We start from the raw sequence: 20,325 nt of genomic DNA, 5'->3' as shown, positions 1-20,325 counted from the left end.
CGGCTCCCCATAGGGCAGCCGATGCATTCATTAACTGGCTTACGCTACTTTAGTGATTTTTACCGGACATTTTTTGAAGTCTGTCTGCTTCGACAGTGGGTCCGTGGCATCTAAAATCAGCTTGTTAATCAAAATGCGAGCATCAAAGAATGGGATAAAGACCAAACCATGCGGTGGACGATTTCGGCCGCGCGTTTCCACACGAACACGAACTTCGCCGCGTTTGTTGGAAATCAATACTTCATCACCACGTCGTAACCCACGCGCTTTGGCGTCGTCTGGGTGGATGTAACAGAGCGCATCGGGTACGGCTTTATAAAGTTCAGGCACGCGCCGCGTCATAGTACCGGTGTGCCAGTGTTCTAACACGCGGCCCGTACACAGCCACATATCAAATTCGGCATCAGGTGATTCCGGCGGCGCTTCATAAGGAGCGGAGATGATCCACGCTTTACCATCCGGTTTGCCGTAGAAATCCCAATCAGATCCTTTTTTCGCATAAGGGTCAGAGCCTTCTTTAAAGCGCCATAACGTTTCTTTGCCATCCACAACCGGCCAGCGTAAGCCGCGAACGTTATGATAGGTATCATAAGGCGCTAAGTCGTGGCCGTGACCGCGTCCGAAGCTGGCGTACTCTTCAAATAACCCTTTTTGTACATAGAAACCGAAGTGATGTGCGTCATCGTTCAGTTCACGCGCTTCTTCAAGCGGGAATTGATCAACCTGTCCGTTTCTGAACAGCACATCAAACAGGGTTTTACCGCGATATTGTGGCGCTTTGGCGAGTAATTCTTCAGGCCACACTTCTTCCATTTTGAAGCGTTTAGAGAACTCCATCACTTGCCATGAGTCTGATTTTGCTTCGCCTACCGTGCCAACTTGCTGATACCAAGCTTGAGTGCGGCGTTCAGCATTGCCGTAAGCGCCTTCTTTTTCTACCCACATTGCGGTAGGGAGCACTAAGTCGGCCGCTTGTGCTGTGGCTGTTGGATACGGATCAGACACAACGATAAAGTTTTCTGGGTTGCGATAACCCGGTAAACGTTCTTCGTTAATATTCGGGCCTGCTTGCATGTTGTTATTACACTGCACCCAGTAAGCGTTGAGTTTGCCATCTTTGAGCATTCGGTCTTGAAGTACCGCGTGAAAGCCCGGTTTTTCAGGAATGGTGCCTTGCGGAAGCTTCCATGTTTTTTCAGCAATCGCGCGATGTTTGGGGTTTGCCACCACCATGTCAGCTGGCAAGCGGTGAGAAAAGGTTCCGACTTCACGTGCCGTGCCGCAAGCGGATGGTTGGCCTGTTAATGAAAATGGACTATTGCCAGGTGTGGCAATTTTGCCCGTCAGTAAGTGCAGGTTGTAGACCAAACTTTGCATCCAAACACCGCGAGTGTGTTGGTTCATGCCCATAGTCCACAATGACATCACTTTTGTGTTAGGGTCAGCGTACTGTTTTGCAAGCGCGATCAGTTTATCTTCGGCAACGCCTGACATTTGCGCGGCTTTTTCAACCGTATAAGGTGCAACCGAGGCTTTATAAGCTTCAAAGTCAATCGCAGTCACATCACCGGAGTTGGCATTTTTCGCTTTAACTTGCAGTGGGTGCTCGTCACGCAGGCCATAACCAATATCCGTAGTCGCTTGTTTGAAGTGAGTATGTTTATTGACGAAATCCCAGTTCACCGCATTGTTTTGAATGATGTAGTTGGCGATGAAGTTGGCGATGGCAAGGTCACTTTGTGGGTGGAAAATGTAACCGTGGTCGGCCAGCTCAAACGAACGATGATAATAAGTCGAAAGGACATTTACTTTAACGTGTGGGTGACTTAAACGGCGATCGGTAATACGAGTCCAAAGAACCGGGTGCATTTCGGCCATGTTTGAACCCCAAAGCACAAAGGCATCAGCGTGTTCAAAATCATCATAGCAGCCCATCGGTTCATCAATACCAAAGGTGCGCATAAATCCAACAACGGCTGAAGCCATGCAGTGGCGAGCGTTTGGATCAATGTTATTAGAGCGAAAACCCGCTTTCATTAGTTTAACGGCGGCGTAACCTTCCATCACGGTCCATTGGCCTGAACCGAACATGCCAACACTGGTTGGCCCTTTCGCTTTTAGAGCTTGTTTCCACTTTTCAGCCATCACATCGAAAGCCTGATCCCACGACACTGGCGTGAATTCTCCATCTTTATGGTATTGGCCATCTTTCATGCGCAGCAGTGGTTGTGTTAAGCGATCTTTGCCATACATGATTTTTGAAAGGAAGTAGCCTTTAATACAGTTCAACCCTTTGTTAACAGGCGCTTCAGGGTCACCTTGTGTGGCAACCACTTTGCCGTTTTGAGTACCGATTAATACTGAACAGCCCGTACCGCAGAAACGACAAGGCGCTTTATCCCAAGTGATTTTTGTTTGGTCTGAGCTGGCAATCAAGTTTGTAGCGCTGGCGGGTAGAGTAATACCAGCGATAGCGGCTGCGGATGCGGCTGCGTTTGCTTTCACAAACGCGCGTCTTGTCATTTTCATACGTCATCCTCAATGTGGGAATGTTGTGTTCCAGTGTTGGTATCCGTGTCATCCAGCCCACTTTCTATTTGGTGATAAACCAAAGCGGTGCTGAGAACATGTGGTAAGTTGTTAATCGCATCGATGGTGTCAGTAACGAAGCCTTGATTTTCCGTTTCCAAAACGACGATCATTTTCCCTTCGTTGCTTTGGCCATACACTTCGGCGTTCTCAAACGATTCGATTGTCGCTTTGAGCGCTGCTAAATGTTCAGGTACGACGTGAACGATCAAACTTGAAATATGTACTTCATTGAGTGACATGTTTATCTCTCATTATTATTAATATTGCTCACACGGATGGCTGAGGTTGGACAGATGGAAACGCACGCGCCACATCCGTTACAGGCATCAATATCGACATTCGGTTGCGCCACTTTTCCGATCACTAAATTGAACGTTATAGCGCTGACTTCACATGACTCAGCGCAGCTACGACACTCCACATTGCGTTTAGCCAAGCAGCTTTCTTCGAGCTTTGCTTTAGCCAGCCACGGTTGTGTTGAGCGCGGTGCGAAAATTGGCTCTGGGCAGCTCTGCGCGCACTGATAACAAAAGGTGCACTCATCAATATGAAAATCTATGGTTGGGAAGCCGCCATCACCTAAAGTGATGATCTTTGTTTCGCACGCGTCTAGGCAGCGGCCGCAGCGAGTGCACTCATCTGAAAAGGAGAGGGGGTGAGCAATCCAAGGCAAGCGGACAATGGTGTCATCGACCTGATTACGAGAAAAAAAACGCCTTTTCGAGAGATCAACCAAAGTGCATTCCTGTATTTGTTAACAAATCTTCATTTATCCATACACAAATTGTAGTTTTTGTCCTATTTCTATAAATACCCCCAAGGAGGTAATTGGCTAGTCATGTTGTTTTAGATCAATAAATTCAAGCGCGAGTGATCACATATTGAATGGCTTTAACGACAGCGGCGCCCAATCAGATACAATAGGCAAGGAGAGGTTCACGGAGAGATGTTTTGAGAAAACGATCCAAACAGTCGGTCACCAGCACCATTGCCAAAGCCATGGTGTCGATTTTACTGTTATCGGTTGCCATCACAGGGTACGCCATTTTTACACTCGCTTCCTCACTCAATGATGCGGAAGCGGTGAACGTTGCTGGTTCAATGCGTATGCAAAGCTATCGATTGGCACATGATATTCAAAGTAACTCGGTGGATTATTCATCTCACATTTATCTTTTTGAACGTTCGCTTTATTCACCATCAATGAAAGCATTGCAGCGTTGGCCTGTGCCAAACGACATCACCAAAGATTATTATCAGTTGATCATTCGTTGGCACGAACTGAAAAGCTTGTTAAATAGCGAGAACAAAGACCGCTATCTTGATGAGGTAGCGAAATTTGTCAGCCAAATCGACCGTTTTGTCTTTAAGTTGCAGCACTTCTCAGAACAAAAGCTGATCCAACTGGCTTGGTTTGGCGGCATGGGGTTGGGTGGTGTGTTGTGTATCTCATTGTTTGTGGTGCATTTTATTCGTAAGGAAGTGGTGGGGCCATTGCGTTCGCTAGTGACCGCCAGTGAACAGATCCAAAACCGTTCATTTGATGTATCGCTCAATGTCACCAGCCATAATGAAATGGGGATCTTAACCCGCACGTTTAATAAAATGGCTACCGATCTTGGTAAGTTGTACCTTGGTTTAGAGCAAGCGGTGAATGAGAAAACCCATAAGTTGCAAAATGCCAACCAAGCACTGCAAGTGTTGTATGACTGCTCGCAAGAGCTAACCGCGTCGCGCATTAGCCAAGATAATTTCCAAGCGATTTTGCAACACTTGGTCACCATTGAAGGGGTCATATTTGCCCAGTTAGAAATTGGTGATGAAGCGGGTAAAAGCACGCACTTATCCGAAGGCGAGAGCAATGGGTTTTCCCTCTCTCCGCTTTTGCTGAGCTTAGATGGGATACAACTGGGTTACTTGTATCTACAATACAGCTTGCCTTGTCCAAATAACGCCTTGATTGATAACTTCGTACAAATATTGTCTCGCGCTATCTATTATAATCAAGCGCAGAAACAAGCCGAGCAGTTGATCTTGATGGAAGAGCGCGCCACCATCGCACGTGAACTGCATGATTCGTTAGCTCAATCGCTTTCGTATCTGAAGATACAAGTATCACTATTAAAACGCGTGATTGGCCGAGCAGATACCCCGCATGCCGCAGAGAAAAAAGAGCAAATCATTTTAGATATTGATCAAGGCTTGTCGGGCGCTTACACCCAGTTAAGAGAGTTATTAACCACCTTTAGGCTAACGATTAAAGAAGGCAATTTTGGTCAAGCGCTTAAGGGCATGCTAGAGGAACTTGGCGAGCAAACTACGGCGGAGATAGTGCTTAATAATAATTTGTCATCGATTGATTTAGATGCGCATCAACAAGTGCATTTACTGCAATTGATCCGAGAAGCGACTATCAATGCTATCAAACACGCTCAAGCTAATGTCATTCAAGTCAACTGTGATGAATTAGACGATCAGGTGATGGTGACTATCAAAGACGATGGGGTTGGCTTTGATCAACAGCGTGCTAGGCTCAATCACTATGGATTAAGCATTATGCAAGAAAGAGCGGCGCGGCTGCATGGCGCAGTGTCAGTAACCTCCGCACCCAATGCTGGGTGTGAAGTTATATTGAAATATAAACGTTCAAAGGATACAAATTTTGACGAGATGTAGAGTAATGCTGGTAGATGACCATCCTTTGATGAGACGTGGTATCAACCAGCTATTGAGTTTTGAAGATGACTTTGAAGTGGTTGCTGAAGCTTGTAACGGCAGTGAAGCCATCGCTTTGGCGCATGACATCGAGCCGGATCTCATTCTGCTTGATTTGAATATGAAAGGCATGTCAGGGCTCGATACGTTAACAGCGCTTCGTGCGGATGAATCAACCGCCACCATCGTTATTTTAACCGTATCAGACAGTGCGCTCGATATTGAAGCTATGGTGAAAGCGGGGGCTGATGGCTACCTTCTTAAAGATACAGAACCAGATGAGCTGGTGGAACTGCTTAGACAGGCCGCGACGGGTGTAAAAGCGTACAGCGAGTTTGTTACTCAGTACCTTGCCGAACGTCATACGCATGAAGATCTTTTTGAAGCATTAACCGACCGTGAAACTCAGATTCTAAAAGAGGTCGCGAAAGGGTATCGGAATAAACAAATTGCGGATCGTCTGTTCATTTCTGAGTCGACAGTAAAGGTGCACATGAAGAGTTTGCTGAAGAAGCTACGCGTCCCATCACGCACGGCAGCAACGATTTTATACTTGGAACGCTATAGCGAGAGTAAATAACACCTATTTGGAAATAGCGGTTTGAAAAAAGGGCGTCCTGTTGAACGCCCTGATTGTTTGTCAACGTTATGCTGTCATAGGTACAAGGATTACTGTACCAATAATGACCGTGATTAAACCGAGGATGACAGGAACGGAAGTGCGTTTTACCACTTCAAATGGACTGATATGGCCCATACCAGCTGTTGCTACAACGACGCCTGATACTGGTGAAATGGTGCGCCCAAGGTTTGAAGCTTGCAGCATCGGGATAATTAGGAATGCTGGGTTCACGCCCAATTTAGCCGCCAACGATGGCGCTAACTCAACAAAGGCGTAGAACGGAGCGTTGCCTGAACCCGTCGCAATAGCGGCTGCTACGGTAAGGCCTGTCAAAATCAGCATCAAGGCTATGCCGCCTGCGCCTGCGGTTTCTGCAAGATGAAGCAGGTTATCAATCGCTCCAATCGACATCAAACCTTGTGCGAATACGCCCGCAGCAACCAACAACATGACCACGCCTTTGAATGCTTCGGCCATGCCTGCGTAGCATGATTCTAGATCTTCTAACGTCTCTTTACCTTTAAAACGCTTCGTCACGAAGTCAACCAATGCACCGATGAAGATGGATCCGACCACAATGGTGTAAATATCAAGGCTCAAACCTTGAATGGTTTCTCCGTTGAATAAGAACACACCCACAATAGGTAAGAATGGAAGAGCCGCATAGTAAGCCGGTGCTTTCACTTCGATGGCGGAAACATCGATTTTTTCCATCGGTGTGTTGTCTTTCTTATCGAGATATTTGTTCCAGAAGAAGGCCGCGATCGCCATGACGATAATGGCGCAGATCGAAACAGGAAGAACCGTTTCCACGGCAAAAACGTGTAAAGGTAGGCCTGATTTTTCCGCCGCAATAACCACATCACCGGATGTCGGGGAAAGGATGATCGCAGCAGGAGATGCACATACCGCAACTGCGGCCGGACGAGAGATCCCCATCGCTACCATCATCGGAAATAAAGTGGCCATTAACAGCACGCCAAGACCCGTTGCTGAGCTCACCGCTAAAGACATCAAACATGCCACAATGTAAGCAGCAACCAGCAAGATATAAGGGGATGTAATAACCGAAAGAGGTTTAGAAAACTGTTTTACAACCACATTGTTGGCGCCGATGTGTGTCATGTACGAAGCAAAACCACACAGCAACATAATTTGCATGCCTAAACCGCCACCACTGTAACGCAACATGTATTTCACGAATTCGAGTGCATCCGTTACTGTGTTACCGGTTGAGGGTACTTTGGCTGGCAGCACTGAATAGCCAAGTGCGCCAGTTAATAGCAGTAAAACGATACCTGCGGTGAGTAACACACCGGCTGGCTTGTAACCTTTAACAATGAAATAACCCACCGCTACTGTTACCGCCAAGCCAATTAAAAGCTCTAGCATTTAAGTCTCCTGAAATTATGAACAATATTGCAAAAACGTGTATCAATTTATGACAAGGAATTTACCGAAAAGAATGCTGTAGCACGAGAGCAAGTTGAGCTTTAGATGATCTAAAACAATAAAATTATCAATTGATAACCTAGTTGAAAATTCTTTAACTTTGAATATGTTTTAGTCGTTCTAACTATTCATTTAGCAAATATGCGGCTAGAAGTTCTGTTAGAGGGGGGATAATTTAAGCTAAGAAAAATGAAGCCACTTAAGGCATGGCTTCATCAAATCTGTAAAGTATGAATTTAGGAGTACTGACGCACAATAAGCTGCCAATTGGATTTTTGTAGTGCTAATTGTTGCTTCACTTGTCGATAGCGCAGCATCAATAGGGAGTGTTCATATCTACGAACCATATTGTTTTTTTTACTTTCGATCAGCTGTTTCTTTAATTCATAATACTCTTGCAACTGTATGACTAAAGCGTCAAATTCACGTTGTATGCTGGCCATAACGAGTTGTTGATTGGGTAACGCGGCGATCTGTTTTTGCGCATGGCTTAATGCCATTAACGCTTTCGCTTTTTCTACCTTAAGGGGAGGCGAAGTGCGCAGTTTACCAGCCAACCCAAGCCACGAGCACAGCTTGATCAGCCATTTTGTTGGGTCGTATTGCCACCAATAAATCCCATTACGATAATCGTTTTCAAAAATATGGTGATAATTGTGGTAGCCCTCGCCAAAAGTGAAGAAAGCCAAAATACCGTTATCGCGGGCTGTATTTTTATCAGTATAAGGCTGGCTACCCCATATATGAGCCAGCGAATTGATGAAAAATGTCGTGTGATGATTGAGCACTAAACGCAGTGCACCCACGATCAGTAACATGCCCAGTATATCGTGATAAATAAAACCAAGGATCAGAGGAACGCCCAAGTTCATTGCGAGTGCCAAAGGCACATAATACTTATGCTGCCACATGACGATCTTATCTTTTTGCAGGTCACGGCAGTTGGAGTAGTCATCGTACGTGGTTTTATTGTAGTGACGCAGCATCCAACCTATGTGTGAAAACCAGAATCCACGTTTGGCTGAATAAGGATCTTTGTCATTATTGTCTACATGCTTGTGATGAACTCGGTGATCAGAAGACCAATGTAGCGCACTGTTTTGCAGTGCAAACGCCCCACCTAATGCAAACAATAATCTCAGTGCCCAATGTGCTTCATAGGCTTTATGTGACCATAAACGGTGATAGCCCGCAGTAATGGAAAGGTTGCAAAAGGAAAAGCAAATCATCAGCCAAAGCCAATGCTCCATGCCGTAGCCAAATTGCCATCCATACAAAGGGGCTGCAATCGTCGCTAAGCCCAAGCTGAAGCTAAAAATGACGATGTTTATCCAGATAAGTGGTGGTTTTGATGCCGATTTCATGATTAAAATCCTTGAGCTTACAGTTGTTCGCTAGAATATCAGCGAACAACTGTAAGTCAAAGAGGTTTAATGATTCTTTTAAGGGATTGTGACTAGTATATTTTGCTTTTCTATTTGAACCGAATAGTATGAAAGACGATGTTAATCCTTACAGGAAGTAATAAGGACTAGAATATGGAAATAAAAGCAGCTGAATATTGCGATTTTGAAAGAATTGCTCAGCTACACGCTCAAAGTTGGCGAACTCACTACCAAGGCATATTAGGCAAAGAGTACCTTGATAACGACGTTCTAGAAGACCGTTTACTGATTTGGCAAACTCGCTTAATCAATCCACCATTTAATCAACATGTCCTACTGATTGAAGAGGGAGGGCTGCTGTGTGGGTTTATCTGCGCCTTTGGTAACCACGATTTTGACAAAGGCAGCATTATCGAGTCTCTGCACATTGATGAAAATTATCGAGGAAGGGGGATTGGTCGCCAGTTGATTCAAGAGATGGCGGCATGGTTTGAGCAGTATTTCCCTAATAGCGGTGTGTATTTGGAAGTGATGGCAGACAATAAGCAAGCCATCGAATTTTACGACTACTTAGCTGGTCGACCTAAAGGAGAGCGTTTATGGCGGTCTCCCTGTGGGCAAGATATTAAAGAGTGGGTTTACGCTTGGACCAGCCCAACAGATTTGTTGGCTTCGGTCTCTTCTACGGTTGATTGAAACGCATAGTGCGCGGGCTATGTCTTACCTATCGGTATTCGTGTGATTCGTTCTTGATGTATTGAGGAAGAGGCGATGACCAAATATGATTGCATCTTCCAGACACATGAGTTTTTAGTGATCTAAAGTTTCCAAATGCTATAAATAGAAAAAGCCTCTGATAATCAAAGGCTTTTCTTGACATTTGGCGGAGAGATAGGGATTTGAACCCTAGGATAGCTATTAACCATCGCCGGTTTTCAAGACCGGTGCTTTAAACCACTCAGCCATCTCTCCGTGTGGTGCGCATAATAGATAGCCACCATAATATTGTAAAGCAATAAGTTGAGTCATCGACTCGGTTTGGCTAACCGCAATAACGTTTTCAGTTACAGTAAAGCGCTGTTTTACCGCTTCCCTTGATTTTATGAGCTATATACTCTACAACCTAGTTATCTAATAAAATGGTGTTTTATTTTTATTTGATTGATTTATATGTAATTTGTGTGTTTCAGGGAACGGTTGTACGCTCGAAAGTGTTTGCAGCTAAGTGTGAAGTACTTCAAAATTACCTCAATCCAAGGGCATTCTAACTAATCACCGAGGTTTAGATGAAAGTCGAGAATCTTTTTAAGCATCGTGGCGATTCAATGAACAAGTACTCCTCTGAGCTTATGCAGTGGGTATCACCTTCAGTACGTGAGTACTGGGGCGAGCTTCTACATAAAACAAACAGTCGCCAGTTGTTTTCTTGGGTTAGAGATTTTCACCAACCAGCAGTGAATGAAGATGCTCCTATTGCCGAACCCTTGATACTCAAACCTGAAGCGCAACGTCTGTATAAACAGCTCCAGACTCAGATTGGTGAAGTCATTCATACAGGTAAATGGCTGGTGGTTGATCAAGAGCGCATTAACCAGTTTGGTCAAGTAACCGAGGATATGCAGTGGATTCATACCGACCCTCAAAAAGCGGAAGTTGATTCTCCATTTAGGACCACAATTGCGCACGGCTTTTTGACCTTGGCCTTGTTACCTAAATTGACGGATAGCGTTGATCCTGACAAACCAATATTTCCGACCGCAAAAATGGTGGTGAATATCGGTTTAAATGAAGTTCGTTTCCCGTATCCAGTGAAATCAGGAAACCGAGTAAGAGCCATTAGTACTCTATTGAAAGTTACGCCAATCAAAAAAGGTTTGGAGATCGAGAGAGAAATTAAAGTGGAGATTGAAGGTATTCGACGCCCAGGCTGTGTCGTGGTTTCAGTAATCCAACTCCATTTTTAACTTTAGAAAAATGACATAGAAATAGGAGAGTCGATCACTCTCCTATTTTGTATTTATTTGTTTTTCAAAGGAATATAACCATATTCTTCTATGCGAGCCTTTGCTTCCGCTGATTTTAAAGATGCAATGAAAGCTTGAGTCTCTTTAGTGATTTTTTCAGGGTAATAGACCACTAAAAATGGCATAGAAAGTTTATATTCATGAGTGACAATATTTTTTGCAGTGGCTTCTACTCCCTCAAATTTTATCGCTTTAATCGATTTATCTACCGATCCCGTAGAGATGAAACCGATCGCTTGAGGGTTATGGTTAATCAGTGTTTTAACCATACTATTGCTATTGACCACTAAGTTATTGGAACTGATGTCTGACACTAAGCGATCATTAATCACACGAGTCAGGCCTAATAAGCTTTCAAAGCTATAGCGGGAACCTGATGATGCTTCTCTGGTCACAACTGCGATTTTTTGATCAGCACCACCGACTTGTTTCCAGTTGGTTATTTTCCCTTTATAAATATCAAATAATTGCTCACGAGTCAGATTTTCAATACTGTTTAAGCGATTGATTACAACAGCCAACCCATCATAGGCAATCGGTAGGGTGCTCATCGTCTCATCTTGCTCACTTTCTGTGAGGTAGCGCGAGCTCATGGCGATATCTGCGACACCTTTTTTCAGTAATGTGATGCCAGCACTCGAACCTACGGCTTGAACCGCGATATAAGTTTCAGGGTGTGCGGTATTGTAGTCCTCGGCGAATACTTCCATGATCCTAGCGACCGAGGTCGAGCCAGAAATATTAACTTCACTTGCGAAGGCAAACTGGGTATGTAGCAAAGTTGAAAGCAGTGTAGCAAGCGCGACTCGAAACATAGTGGCTCCAATATGGTTATTTAGAAAAATTGAGCCACCATAATATGTCGTATAGATGACACTTTTGTGAACCACAAAGGTAAGTGGTTTGTAGCCTTACGGTTTTTCATATCAGAGATAAGCGAAGTCAGCTATAGTCGAGATGTCAGGAAGCCGTGTTTGAGCGAGGGTAAAATGGCGGTAGTGAATTTGTTGCAACGTCAACTAGAACGAAGAGCAGAGCTTGTTTGCCATAATCGTAACCAAAGTGTGTCTGTTGAATTAGGCAAATCCTGTTTTGAGCCGATCGTTAACGGTGTGCACTTCATCAAACACCATTACAAATTAGATTCAACGCATTGCGACTATTCAAGTATCGTGGCGAAAGTGATTTGGGAAGAAGCTAAATGGGCGCTGTATATTCCCAATACGGATCCCGATAAAGAAATTGAAGATTGGTTGCCGTATCCTTTTCTCCCTAAAACAACGGATTTGACGGCGTTGATCCGCGAAATTGAAAAAGATCCTAAATCTTACTTTTGGTGATCAATAAGCAATAAAAAGGCACTCCGAAGAATGCCTGATAGAAATGTCTATGCTGCTAAAATCACTCCCCTTGGATAGTGGTATTAGCTTCTGAAGGTATAGGTAACGGTTCGAAAACCTGAGTCGGTTTTGCAATCAGACTGCGGTTTTCCATATTCACTTCTGCGAGCACGACTTCGAGCGTATCACCGAGCTTAAAGACGACTTCTTTATCGACAAGCAGCGTTCCACTTTCCGCATTACATTCAATACGTTCTTTGTTGTCTAAGATTAAAGAACCAGGAATGAATGCGGCTGCGCCATTTTCCAAAAGACGTACGCGCATGCCAGCTCGATTGATATCAAAAATTTCAGCCGTAAAACGGGTGCCTTTGCTCGGTTCGTTTACTAGCGTTCTAGCATAGAGCCAGTCGCCTACGTTACGTTCGGCCATTTTGTGGTGTTTGCGGTGTAGTGCCAACTCTTCACCAACGGTTCCATCCGGTGTTTGTACGGGCTCTTTGTTTAAAATATGTGCTTTCAACATACGATGGTTGATCATATCGCCATATTTACGGATAGGAGAAGTCCAAGTGGCATAGATATCCAAACCCATTGCGTAATGCGGAAGAGGTTGGTTTCCTATTTCACTGTAAGCTTGATACTTGCGGATACGATTATCCAGATAGCGGGTCTCTTGCTTACATAACCAGCGACGTAAAGAGGCAAAGCCTTCTAGAGTCGCTAAGTTATCGGCAGTGTATTCAAGCTCACCCGTTGGGTTGACTAATTCGACAACATCGGCAATTTTTTCGGGTTTGAACCCCGCGTGCGTATTGAACACGCCTTGGCCAAAATGCGCTTTGAGCGTTTTTCCCGCACAGATATTCGCGGTTATCATCGCTTCCTCAACAAGACGGTTAGCACTACGGCGAAGATCCGCATGAATTGCCACTACGTCGTTGTCTTCACTCAGTTCAAATCGATAATCAGGGTGATCAGGAAACACGACCGCGTATGTTTCGCGCCATTGTGCGCGCGCTAATGAAAAATCATACAAATCACGCACAACGGAAGCGATTTGGTCACTTGGTTGCCAATCGGCAGAAGTGCCCGTCTCTAACCAATCTGATACATGATCATAAACCAATCGAGCATGCGATTTAATGTTGGCCGCAAAAAAGGTAATGTCATCGCCAATCACACCTTCTTTAGTCACTGTTACGGTACAGCAAAGGGCAGGGCGAACTTCATTTTCCATCAACGAACACAAATCATCGGCTAAATCACGTGGCAACATTGGGATATTGCGGCCAGGGAGATAAATAGTGAAACCCCGCTCACGCGCGACCCTGTCCATCTCGTCATCTGGCGTGATGTATGCGGTTGGGTCTGCAATGGCAATGGTTAATGTGAAGTCACCGTTCTCGGTTCTTTGGGCGAACAGTGCATCATCCATATCTTTAGTTGATGCCCCATCGATGGTCACGAAAGGAAGGTGGGTCATATCGATGCGTTGTAGGTCGGCATCATCTTTGAGCTGCCAATGTTCAATACCAGCCGGCTCACTGTTAGGCAGGTCATTTTCAGCTAAAGTCACCCACCAAGGCGCAATCTTATCGTTGGCATCCGTAATTTTATGGGTGATTTCAACCATAAAACCGTTATCGTCTTTCAGTGGATGGTTAATAAGCTGTGCAACAACCCAATCACCTTCAGAGAAATGTTCAGGGTTTAATCCTTTTTGCACCTTAGCTTTCAGCGATTGCCTTTTTAGTTGCGGGTTATCGGGCGTGACATTCAGCTTACCTTTGTACAGCTTTACACGGCCAATGAAGCGAGTTAGTGAAGGCTCAAGCAGCTCTTGAGGCTCAGCCACTTCTTTCTCATTCTCGGTGCGAATGATGGCCACCACTTTATCTCCGTGTAGGCATTTCTTCATATACGGAGGCGGAATAAAGAAGCTGTTCTTACTGTCAACTTCTAAAAAGCCGAAGCCTTTTTCAGTGGCTTTTATCGTGCCTTCTTTCTTAGGCAAGTTCTCTTGGATTTGTTGCTTGAGTTGAGCAAGGAGCGGATTATCTTGAAACATGTTTCTTTTTCTAACAAATGCGATTGGGCACACTATAATCATTGAGCGGGATGATTACTACCGAAAGCGTTATTTTTGCTAGTCTGCTTTAACAGTGCGCTGTAAATGCAGCTTCTGTGTTCGTTTTGGGTGAATTAATGAGCTTAATGGTCATTTATGACGAATTTTTGTGATGTAATTCAATTTTTACTAGCTTTTTTTATGCTTTTAGGGAATAATCCGCGTCCCTTATATGTCCCTAGCGGCTTGATGCGTTTTAAGACTTATCCGCATCTGAACGGAACTCAGCTCTTTTTAATGGATCGGTATTGGAATTGGTAGAGCACGTGGGACCTTTTGTTAATTAATCTAGTGGGATCTCCATGCAAGACTCTGTAATTCAATTTAGTGAATTAGCCCTAAACGACTCAATCCTTTCTGCTCTAAATGAAATGGGTTTCGTTTCTCCAACTCCTATCCAAGCTGCTGCTATTCCATTTCTTCTTGAAGGAAGAGATGCGCTAGGTAAAGCACAAACAGGTACAGGTAAAACGGCTGCGTTTTCTCTACCTCTACTGAACAAATTAAACCTTTCTCAACACAAGCCACAAGCAATTGTGATGGCACCAACTCGTGAACTTGCTATCCAAGTTGCGGCAGAAATCAAAAACCTTGGCCAAAAGATTCAAGGCCTTAAAGTACTTGAGATCTATGGCGGTGCTTCTATTGTTGACCAAATGCGCGCTCTGAAAAATGGTGCTCATATTGTGGTTGGCACACCTGGTCGTGTAAAAGATTTGATCACTCGTGATCGCCTTCATTTAGACGAATGTCATACCTTCGTTCTTGATGAAGCTGACGAAATGCTCAAAATGGGCTTCGTTGATGACGTAACTTGGATCATGGAACAAGCACCTGGCACCGCTCAACGCGTGCTGTTCTCTGCGACTATGCCTCCTATGGTGAAGACGATTGTTGACCGTTACCTACGTGATCCAGCTCGTGTTGACGTAGCAGGTTCAAACCAAACTGTTGCGAAAGTAGAGCAGCAATATTGGGTTGTTAAAGGTGTTGATAAAGATGAAGCGATGGCTCGTCTTCTTGAAACAGAAGAAACCGATGCGTCAATCGTCTTTGTACGTACTCGTCAAGACACCGAGCGTTTAGCTGATTGGTTATTATCTCGTGGCTTTAAAGCGGCAGCGCTTCATGGTGATATTCCGCAATCACTGCGTGAGCGCACGGTTGATCATATCAAACAGGGTGTAATCGACATTCTTGTTGCGACAGACGTTGTTGCTCGTGGTCTTGATGTTCCACGTATTACACACGTGTTCAACTATGATATCCCATTCGATGTAGAATCATACATCCACCGTATTGGCCGTACTGGCCGTGCTGGACGCAAAGGTAAAGCGATCCTTCTAGTTCGCACGAACCAAATTCGTATGTTGCGTACGATTGAGCGCGTAACTCGTTCTCAAATGGAAGAGATTCAACTTCCAATGCGTGACAAAGTTGCGGAAGCTCGTCTCATCAAACTGGGTGCAGAGCTAGAAGCTGACAAAGGTCATACTGCTTTAGACAAATTTGTTGAGCTCATTGAAAAACTTCAACAAAGCCTAGAGATTGATGCCACAACACTGGCGGCCATTTTACTGAAGCGTCAACAAGGCAATCGTCCACTGTTCTATGTCGGCCCAGATCCAATGGTCGACGCGATCGAGCGTGAAAAATCACGTCGTCGTGATCGTAAAGAGGGTAGTGAGCGTGGTGAACGTCGTGAAGGCGGTCGCGATAGCCGTGATGGACGCGAAGGTCGCCGCGAATATGGTACTGCGAGCAATGACTGGGATACTTATCAGTTACAAGTCGGCCGTGAGCAAGGCGTGCAAGTGAAAGACATCGTTGGTGCTTTAGCTAATGAACTTGGTTTAACCAAAGGTTCAATTGGTGCAATTAAACTTGCTCAAGGCCATACATTCGTACAGCTTCCTAAATCAATGTCTTCAGATGTTGAAGGCAAATTGCGTAAACTGCGTATTCGCCAAAAAGAAGTCGGTGCCGTTGTATGTGACTTTGATGACTTCCGCGAGTCTCGTGGTCGTCGTGAAGGTGGTAACGGTGGTGGTGCGCGTCGTGAAGGCGGAAACGGTGGCTTCCGTAATCGTGAAGGCGGTGCTCCTGCGGCTGGCGCAGGTCGTGGTGGCCGTGAAGGTGGCTTCCGTGGCAACCGTGACGGTGCAGCGGCGACTGGTCGTGATGGTGAGCGTCGTTTTGACCGCAACCGTGGTGGCGACCATCGTGGTAACTTCCGTGGTGAACGTGGTCACGGCAATGCTAGTGCTAATGCTAATGCCAATGCGGGTACGTTAAGTCGTCCTCGTCGCGCTGAAGCATAATCAATTATTGAAACTCCAAAGCCCGTGATATTTATCATGGGCTTTTTCTTTTGATTTATATAATTCGATCTTTGCATTTCTAGCGTGAGCTAGTTAAAATCTTCGCTTCATTGAAGTTCCGGTATTCGTGTTACCGAGTGAGCTTCGATGGGTTATTTTCAATCAAACTCAACACGTGTTGCTTGGTATGCAACACCACTGTAAGGATTATACATGCCTATTATTACTCTTCCTGACGGCAGTCAACGTCATTTTGAACACCCAGTATCGACAATGGAAGTTGCAGCTTCTATCGGCCCTGGTCTTGCAAAAGCAACGATCGCAGGCCGTGTCGATGGTGTGCGCGTCGATGCGTGCGATCTTATCGAAAATGATGCTAGCCTTGAAATTATAACGACAAAAGATGAAGTTGATGGTTTAGAGATCGTACGCCACTCTTGTGCGCACTTACTTGGCCATGCATTAAAGCAACTTTATCCACAAGCCAAAATGGCGATTGGTCCGACGATCGACAGCGGCTTCTACTATGATATCGATCTTGAGCAATCACTCACGCAAGATGATTTAGAGCAAATCGAAAAGCGCATGAAAGAGCTTGCCAAGACAAAATATCAAGTTGTCAAGAAGAAAGTCAGTTGGCAGGAAGCCCGTGATGCTTTTGAAGCTCGCGGTGAAACATACAAGATGGAAATCTTGGATCAGAACGTGGCTCGTGATGACAGACCGGGTCTATACCATCATGAAGAATACATTGACATGTGTCGTGGTCCTCACGTACCTAACATGAGCTTCTGCCAACACTTTACCCTGCTTAGCATTGCTGGCGCGTACTGGCGTGGTAACAGTGATAACAAGATGCTACAGCGTATCTATGGTACGGCATTCCATGACAAGAAAGCACTTCAAGCCCATTTAACGCGTTTAGAAGAAGCGGCTAAACGTGACCATCGTAAAATTGGTAAGCAACTCGATCTATTCCATATGCAGCAAGAAGCTCCAGGGATGGTATTCTGGCACCATAACGGTTGGTCTATATTCCGTGATCTTGAAGTGTTCATTCGCCAAAAACTCAGAGAGTACGACTACCAAGAAGTAAAAGGTCCATTAATGATGGACCGAGTTCTATGGGAGCGTTCTGGTCACTGGGACAAATATGCGGATGCCATGTTCACGACGTCATCTGAAAACCGTGAATATGCAATTAAACCGATGAACTGCCCAGGCCACGTTCAAATATTTAATCAAGGTTTGAAATCATACCGTGATCTGCCATTGCGTATGGCTGAGTTTGGATCTTGCCACCGCAATGAACCATCAGGTTCATTACATGGTATTATGCGTGTTCGTGGCTTTACTCAAGATGACGCCCATATTTTCTGTACCGAAGATCAAATTCAACAAGAAGTGACATCTTGTATCAAGATGGTCTACGACACCTACACGACGTTCGGTTTTGATAACATCGTTGTTAAGCTGTCTACACGCCCAGAAAAACGTGTTGGTAGTGATGAAATTTGGGATAAATCGGAAGAAGCATTAAAGCTTTCACTGCAGGCAATGGATATCCCATTTGAAATTCAAGAAGGTGAAGGCGCATTCTACGGCCCTAAAATTGAATTTACTTTGCATGATTGCTTAGATCGTGCGTGGCAATGTGGTACAGTGCAGCTGGATTTCAATTTACCTGCTCGTCTAGGCGCGACATATGTTGGCGAAAGTAACGAGCGTCTTGTTCCGGTTATGATTCACCGTGCAATTTTGGGTTCACTTGAGCGCTTTATCGGTATCCTTATCGAAGAGTATGCAGGTTTCTTCCCTACGTGGTTAGCGCCGGAACAAGCGGTAATTATGAACATTACTGATAAACAGTCAGTTTACGCTCAGGAAGTAGCACAAAAACTACAAAAATGTGGAATTAGAGCCAAAGCAGACTTGAGAAATGAGAAGATTGGCTTTAAAATCCGCGAACACACTTTAAAGCGTGTACCGTATATGCTTGTTTGTGGTGACCAAGAGATGGAAGCCGGAGAGATCGCAGTACGTACCCGCAGGGGCAAGGACTTAGGTAAATTTAAATTGGATGACTTTATTGCGTATATCCAAGCCGAAGTTTCTAGCCGTAAGCTCAATCTGGAGGAATAAACTATTAAAGGCGGAAGACGTGGCCAACAGCCGGCCAAACCAAACCAGCACCGTTTAAACGGTGAAATTCGTGGCGTTCGTGAAGTTCGTTTAACTGGCGCAGATGGTGAATCCGTTGGTGTTGTATCAATCAACGAAGCATTAGAAGCTGCTGTAGAAGCTGGTATGGATCTTGTAGAGATCAGCCCTAACGCCGAGCCACCAGTTTGTCGTGTGATGGACTATGGCAAGTTCCTCTTTGAAAAGAGCAAGACTGCTAAAGAGCAGAAGAAGAAGCAAAAACAGATCCAGATTAAGGAAATTAAATTCCGTCCTGGGACTGATATTGGAGACTATCAGGTAAAACTACGCAACCTGACCCGTTTCCTAGAAGAAGGCAACAAAGTGAAAGTTACTATTCGCTTCCGTGGCCGTGAGATGGCGCACCAAGACATCGGTGTCGATGTTCTTCATCGTTTGAAAGAGGATACTGCTGAAATTGCAGTAGTTGAGTCTTTCCCGAGTCGAATTGAAGCACGCCAGATGATCATGATGCTTGCCCCTAAAAAGAAGTAATTAACGGCTTACAAGTAATGAGACCTCGCCGTTGAAAGACGGTGGGGTGTTATTCGCCCTAATTACATGTTATTTAAACTACTACAATGCGGAGTTATTCATCATGCCTAAGATGAAAACCAACAAAGGTGCAGCTAAGCGTTTTAAGAAAACTGCTGGCGGTATTAAATTTAAGCACGCTACAAAACGTCATATCCTGACTAAGCGTACTACTAAGAACAAGCGTCAACTACGCCCTAACTCAATCCTTCCAAAATGTGAAGTGGCTGGTGTTATGCGCATGTTGCCATACGCTTAATTCTTTTTAGTTTATTTATCGTTTAGTTTAGGAGAAGCATAATGCCTCGCGTAAAACGTGGTGTACAAGCTCGTGCACGTCATAAGAAAGTTCTAAAACAAGCTAAAGGTTACTACGGAGCACGTTCACGTGTTTACCGCGTAGCTTTCCAAGCTGTAACCAAAGCTGGTCAATACGCTTACCGTGACCGTCGCACTAAAAAGCGTCAGTTCCGTCAACTATGGATTGCGCGTATTAACGCAGCATCTCGTCAAAATGGTCTATCTTACAGCCGTTTCATTAACGGTCTTAAGAAAGCATCTATTGAGATCGATCGTAAGATCCTTGCTGATATCGCGGTATTCGACAAAGCTGCATTTGCAGTGCTTGTTGAAAAAGCAAAAACTGCTCTTTAATTTAGCAGTGAAGGTTTAAAGAAAAGGAGGGCAAGTATGCTCTCCTTTTTTATTGTCATCCCTAAACCACCGCCTTGGGCGGTGGTGATTCAACCTTGGGGCTATTGCCCGAAGGAGTGCCCATGCTAGAAGTAAACCTCTTATTCACCACAAGTAAGAGGAAACTAAAAACATGGGCGATTATAGAAGTTCATCACATGTATATTGGCGTTGCAAATACCACATAGTTTGGACACCGAAATACAGATTTAAGATCTTGAAAGGGAATGTAGGTAAAGAGCTTTATCGCTCAATCTATATTTTGTGCAATATGAAAGATTGTGAAGTCTTGGAATTAAATGTTCAGCCGGATC

General features: G+C 44.7%; 18 protein-coding genes and 1 tRNA gene. 11 read left to right on the top strand and 8 right to left on the bottom strand.

Annotation, left to right across the window (positions count from 1 at the left end; genetic code table 11):
* Positions 1-39: 39 nt before the first annotated feature.
* Genes napA through napF form a run of 3 tightly spaced genes read right to left on the bottom strand, consistent with a single transcriptional unit; the run spans position 40 to position 3,328 of the window.
* Positions 40-2,529, bottom strand: a complete 2,490-nt coding sequence (gene napA, locus AACQ42_RS10535; protein ID WP_094166349.1) for a periplasmic nitrate reductase subunit alpha — start codon at positions 2,527-2,529, stop codon at positions 40-42.
* The gene (locus AACQ42_RS10530) at positions 2,526-2,831 is read right to left on the bottom strand and encodes a chaperone NapD (protein WP_013868531.1); all 306 of its coding nucleotides are present in this window, start codon (positions 2,829-2,831) and stop codon (positions 2,526-2,528) included. Before AACQ42_RS10530 ends, napA begins: the two co-directional genes overlap by 4 nt.
* Positions 2,832-2,833: 2 nt before the next feature.
* Positions 2,834-3,328 (bottom strand): ferredoxin-type protein NapF, encoded by a 495-nt coding sequence (gene napF / locus AACQ42_RS10525; RefSeq protein ID WP_017045373.1) that lies wholly within the window; start codon positions 3,326-3,328, stop codon positions 2,834-2,836.
* 215 nt (positions 3,329-3,543) lie between these two features.
* On the opposite strand from napF, the gene narQ reads away from it, so the two are divergent.
* Both narQ and AACQ42_RS10515 read left to right on the top strand, forming a co-directional pair.
* Complete coding sequence (gene narQ, locus AACQ42_RS10520) at positions 3,544-5,268, top strand: nitrate/nitrite two-component system sensor histidine kinase NarQ (protein ID WP_094166348.1); 1,725 nt, start codon at positions 3,544-3,546, stop codon at positions 5,266-5,268.
* Complete coding sequence (locus tag AACQ42_RS10515; protein WP_013868534.1) at positions 5,255-5,887, top strand: response regulator; 633 nt, start codon at positions 5,255-5,257, stop codon at positions 5,885-5,887. The genes narQ and AACQ42_RS10515 overlap by 14 nt, the downstream gene beginning before the upstream one ends.
* A gap of 66 nt (positions 5,888-5,953) precedes the next feature.
* Here the strand turns inward: AACQ42_RS10515 and dcuC are convergent, their stop codons facing one another.
* Together dcuC and AACQ42_RS10505 are read right to left on the bottom strand one after the other, a co-directional pair.
* On the bottom strand, positions 5,954-7,321 hold the full coding sequence (gene dcuC, locus AACQ42_RS10510; RefSeq protein ID WP_017045375.1) for an anaerobic C4-dicarboxylate transporter DcuC: 1,368 nt from the start codon (positions 7,319-7,321) through the stop codon (positions 5,954-5,956).
* Positions 7,322-7,617: 296 nt separating this feature from the next.
* A complete protein-coding gene (locus tag AACQ42_RS10505) occupies positions 7,618-8,745 on the bottom strand; it encodes an acyl-CoA desaturase (RefSeq protein ID WP_088729444.1) in 1,128 nt (375 codons plus the stop codon).
* Between the two features lie 174 nt (positions 8,746-8,919).
* Between AACQ42_RS10505 and AACQ42_RS10500 the strand changes: the two genes are divergently transcribed.
* Complete coding sequence (locus AACQ42_RS10500; protein ID WP_088729445.1) at positions 8,920-9,462, top strand: GNAT family N-acetyltransferase; 543 nt, start codon at positions 8,920-8,922, stop codon at positions 9,460-9,462.
* A gap of 185 nt (positions 9,463-9,647) precedes the next feature.
* On the opposite strand, the gene AACQ42_RS10495 is transcribed toward AACQ42_RS10500, so the two are convergent.
* Positions 9,648-9,738, bottom strand: a tRNA-Ser gene (locus AACQ42_RS10495).
* A 314-nt stretch (positions 9,739-10,052) separates the two neighbouring features.
* On the opposite strand from AACQ42_RS10495, the gene AACQ42_RS10490 reads away from it, so the two are divergent.
* Positions 10,053-10,730 (top strand): MaoC family dehydratase, encoded by a 678-nt coding sequence (locus AACQ42_RS10490; RefSeq protein WP_013868538.1) that lies wholly within the window; start codon positions 10,053-10,055, stop codon positions 10,728-10,730.
* A 53-nt stretch (positions 10,731-10,783) separates the two neighbouring features.
* Here AACQ42_RS10490 and AACQ42_RS10485 read toward each other — a convergent pair whose 3' ends face one another.
* Positions 10,784-11,605, bottom strand: coding sequence for a phosphate ABC transporter substrate-binding protein (locus AACQ42_RS10485; RefSeq protein ID WP_026027798.1), 822 nt, complete (start codon positions 11,603-11,605; stop codon positions 10,784-10,786).
* A 174-nt stretch (positions 11,606-11,779) separates the two neighbouring features.
* Here AACQ42_RS10485 and AACQ42_RS10480 point away from each other — a divergent pair, with 174 nt between their 5' ends.
* A complete protein-coding gene (locus AACQ42_RS10480) occupies positions 11,780-12,130 on the top strand; it encodes a DUF3024 domain-containing protein (protein ID WP_026027345.1) in 351 nt (116 codons plus the stop codon).
* Between the two features lie 61 nt (positions 12,131-12,191).
* On the opposite strand, the gene rnb is transcribed toward AACQ42_RS10480, so the two are convergent.
* Entirely contained in the window at positions 12,192-14,201 is a 2,010-nt protein-coding gene (gene rnb / locus AACQ42_RS10475) for an exoribonuclease II (RefSeq protein WP_094166347.1), read from the bottom strand.
* 362 nt (positions 14,202-14,563) lie between these two features.
* Between rnb and AACQ42_RS10470 the strand changes: the two genes are divergently transcribed.
* The 6 genes from AACQ42_RS10470 to tnpA all read left to right on the top strand — a co-directional run.
* Entirely contained in the window at positions 14,564-16,582 is a 2,019-nt protein-coding gene (locus AACQ42_RS10470) for a DEAD/DEAH box helicase (RefSeq protein WP_094166346.1), read from the top strand.
* 213 nt (positions 16,583-16,795) lie between these two features.
* The gene (gene thrS, locus AACQ42_RS10465; RefSeq protein WP_094166345.1) at positions 16,796-18,724 is read left to right on the top strand and encodes a threonine--tRNA ligase; all 1,929 of its coding nucleotides are present in this window, start codon (positions 16,796-16,798) and stop codon (positions 18,722-18,724) included.
* Positions 18,725-18,727: 3 nt separating this feature from the next.
* Complete coding sequence (gene infC, locus AACQ42_RS10460; RefSeq protein WP_080569453.1) at positions 18,728-19,279, top strand: translation initiation factor IF-3; 552 nt, start codon at positions 18,728-18,730, stop codon at positions 19,277-19,279.
* 103 nt (positions 19,280-19,382) lie between these two features.
* Positions 19,383-19,577: a 50S ribosomal protein L35 gene (gene rpmI, locus AACQ42_RS10455; protein ID WP_010319591.1), complete on the top strand. Its 195-nt coding sequence runs from the start codon at positions 19,383-19,385 to the stop codon at positions 19,575-19,577.
* Positions 19,578-19,618: 41 nt separating this feature from the next.
* Positions 19,619-19,972, top strand: a complete 354-nt coding sequence (rplT, locus tag AACQ42_RS10450) for a 50S ribosomal protein L20 (RefSeq protein WP_010319590.1) — start codon at positions 19,619-19,621, stop codon at positions 19,970-19,972.
* Positions 19,973-20,144: 172 nt separating this feature from the next.
* On the top strand, positions 20,145-20,325 hold a 181-nt coding region (tnpA, locus tag AACQ42_RS10445; protein WP_141195638.1), incomplete at its 3' end, for an IS200/IS605 family transposase.

It is taken from the genome of Vibrio sp. V12_P9A6T4 (genome assembly GCF_963874835.1).
Lineage (GTDB): Bacteria > Pseudomonadota > Gammaproteobacteria > Enterobacterales > Vibrionaceae > Vibrio > Vibrio anguillarum.
Note: the sequence above shows the minus strand (reverse complement) of the source record. Positions and strands in the feature narration are given on the sequence as shown.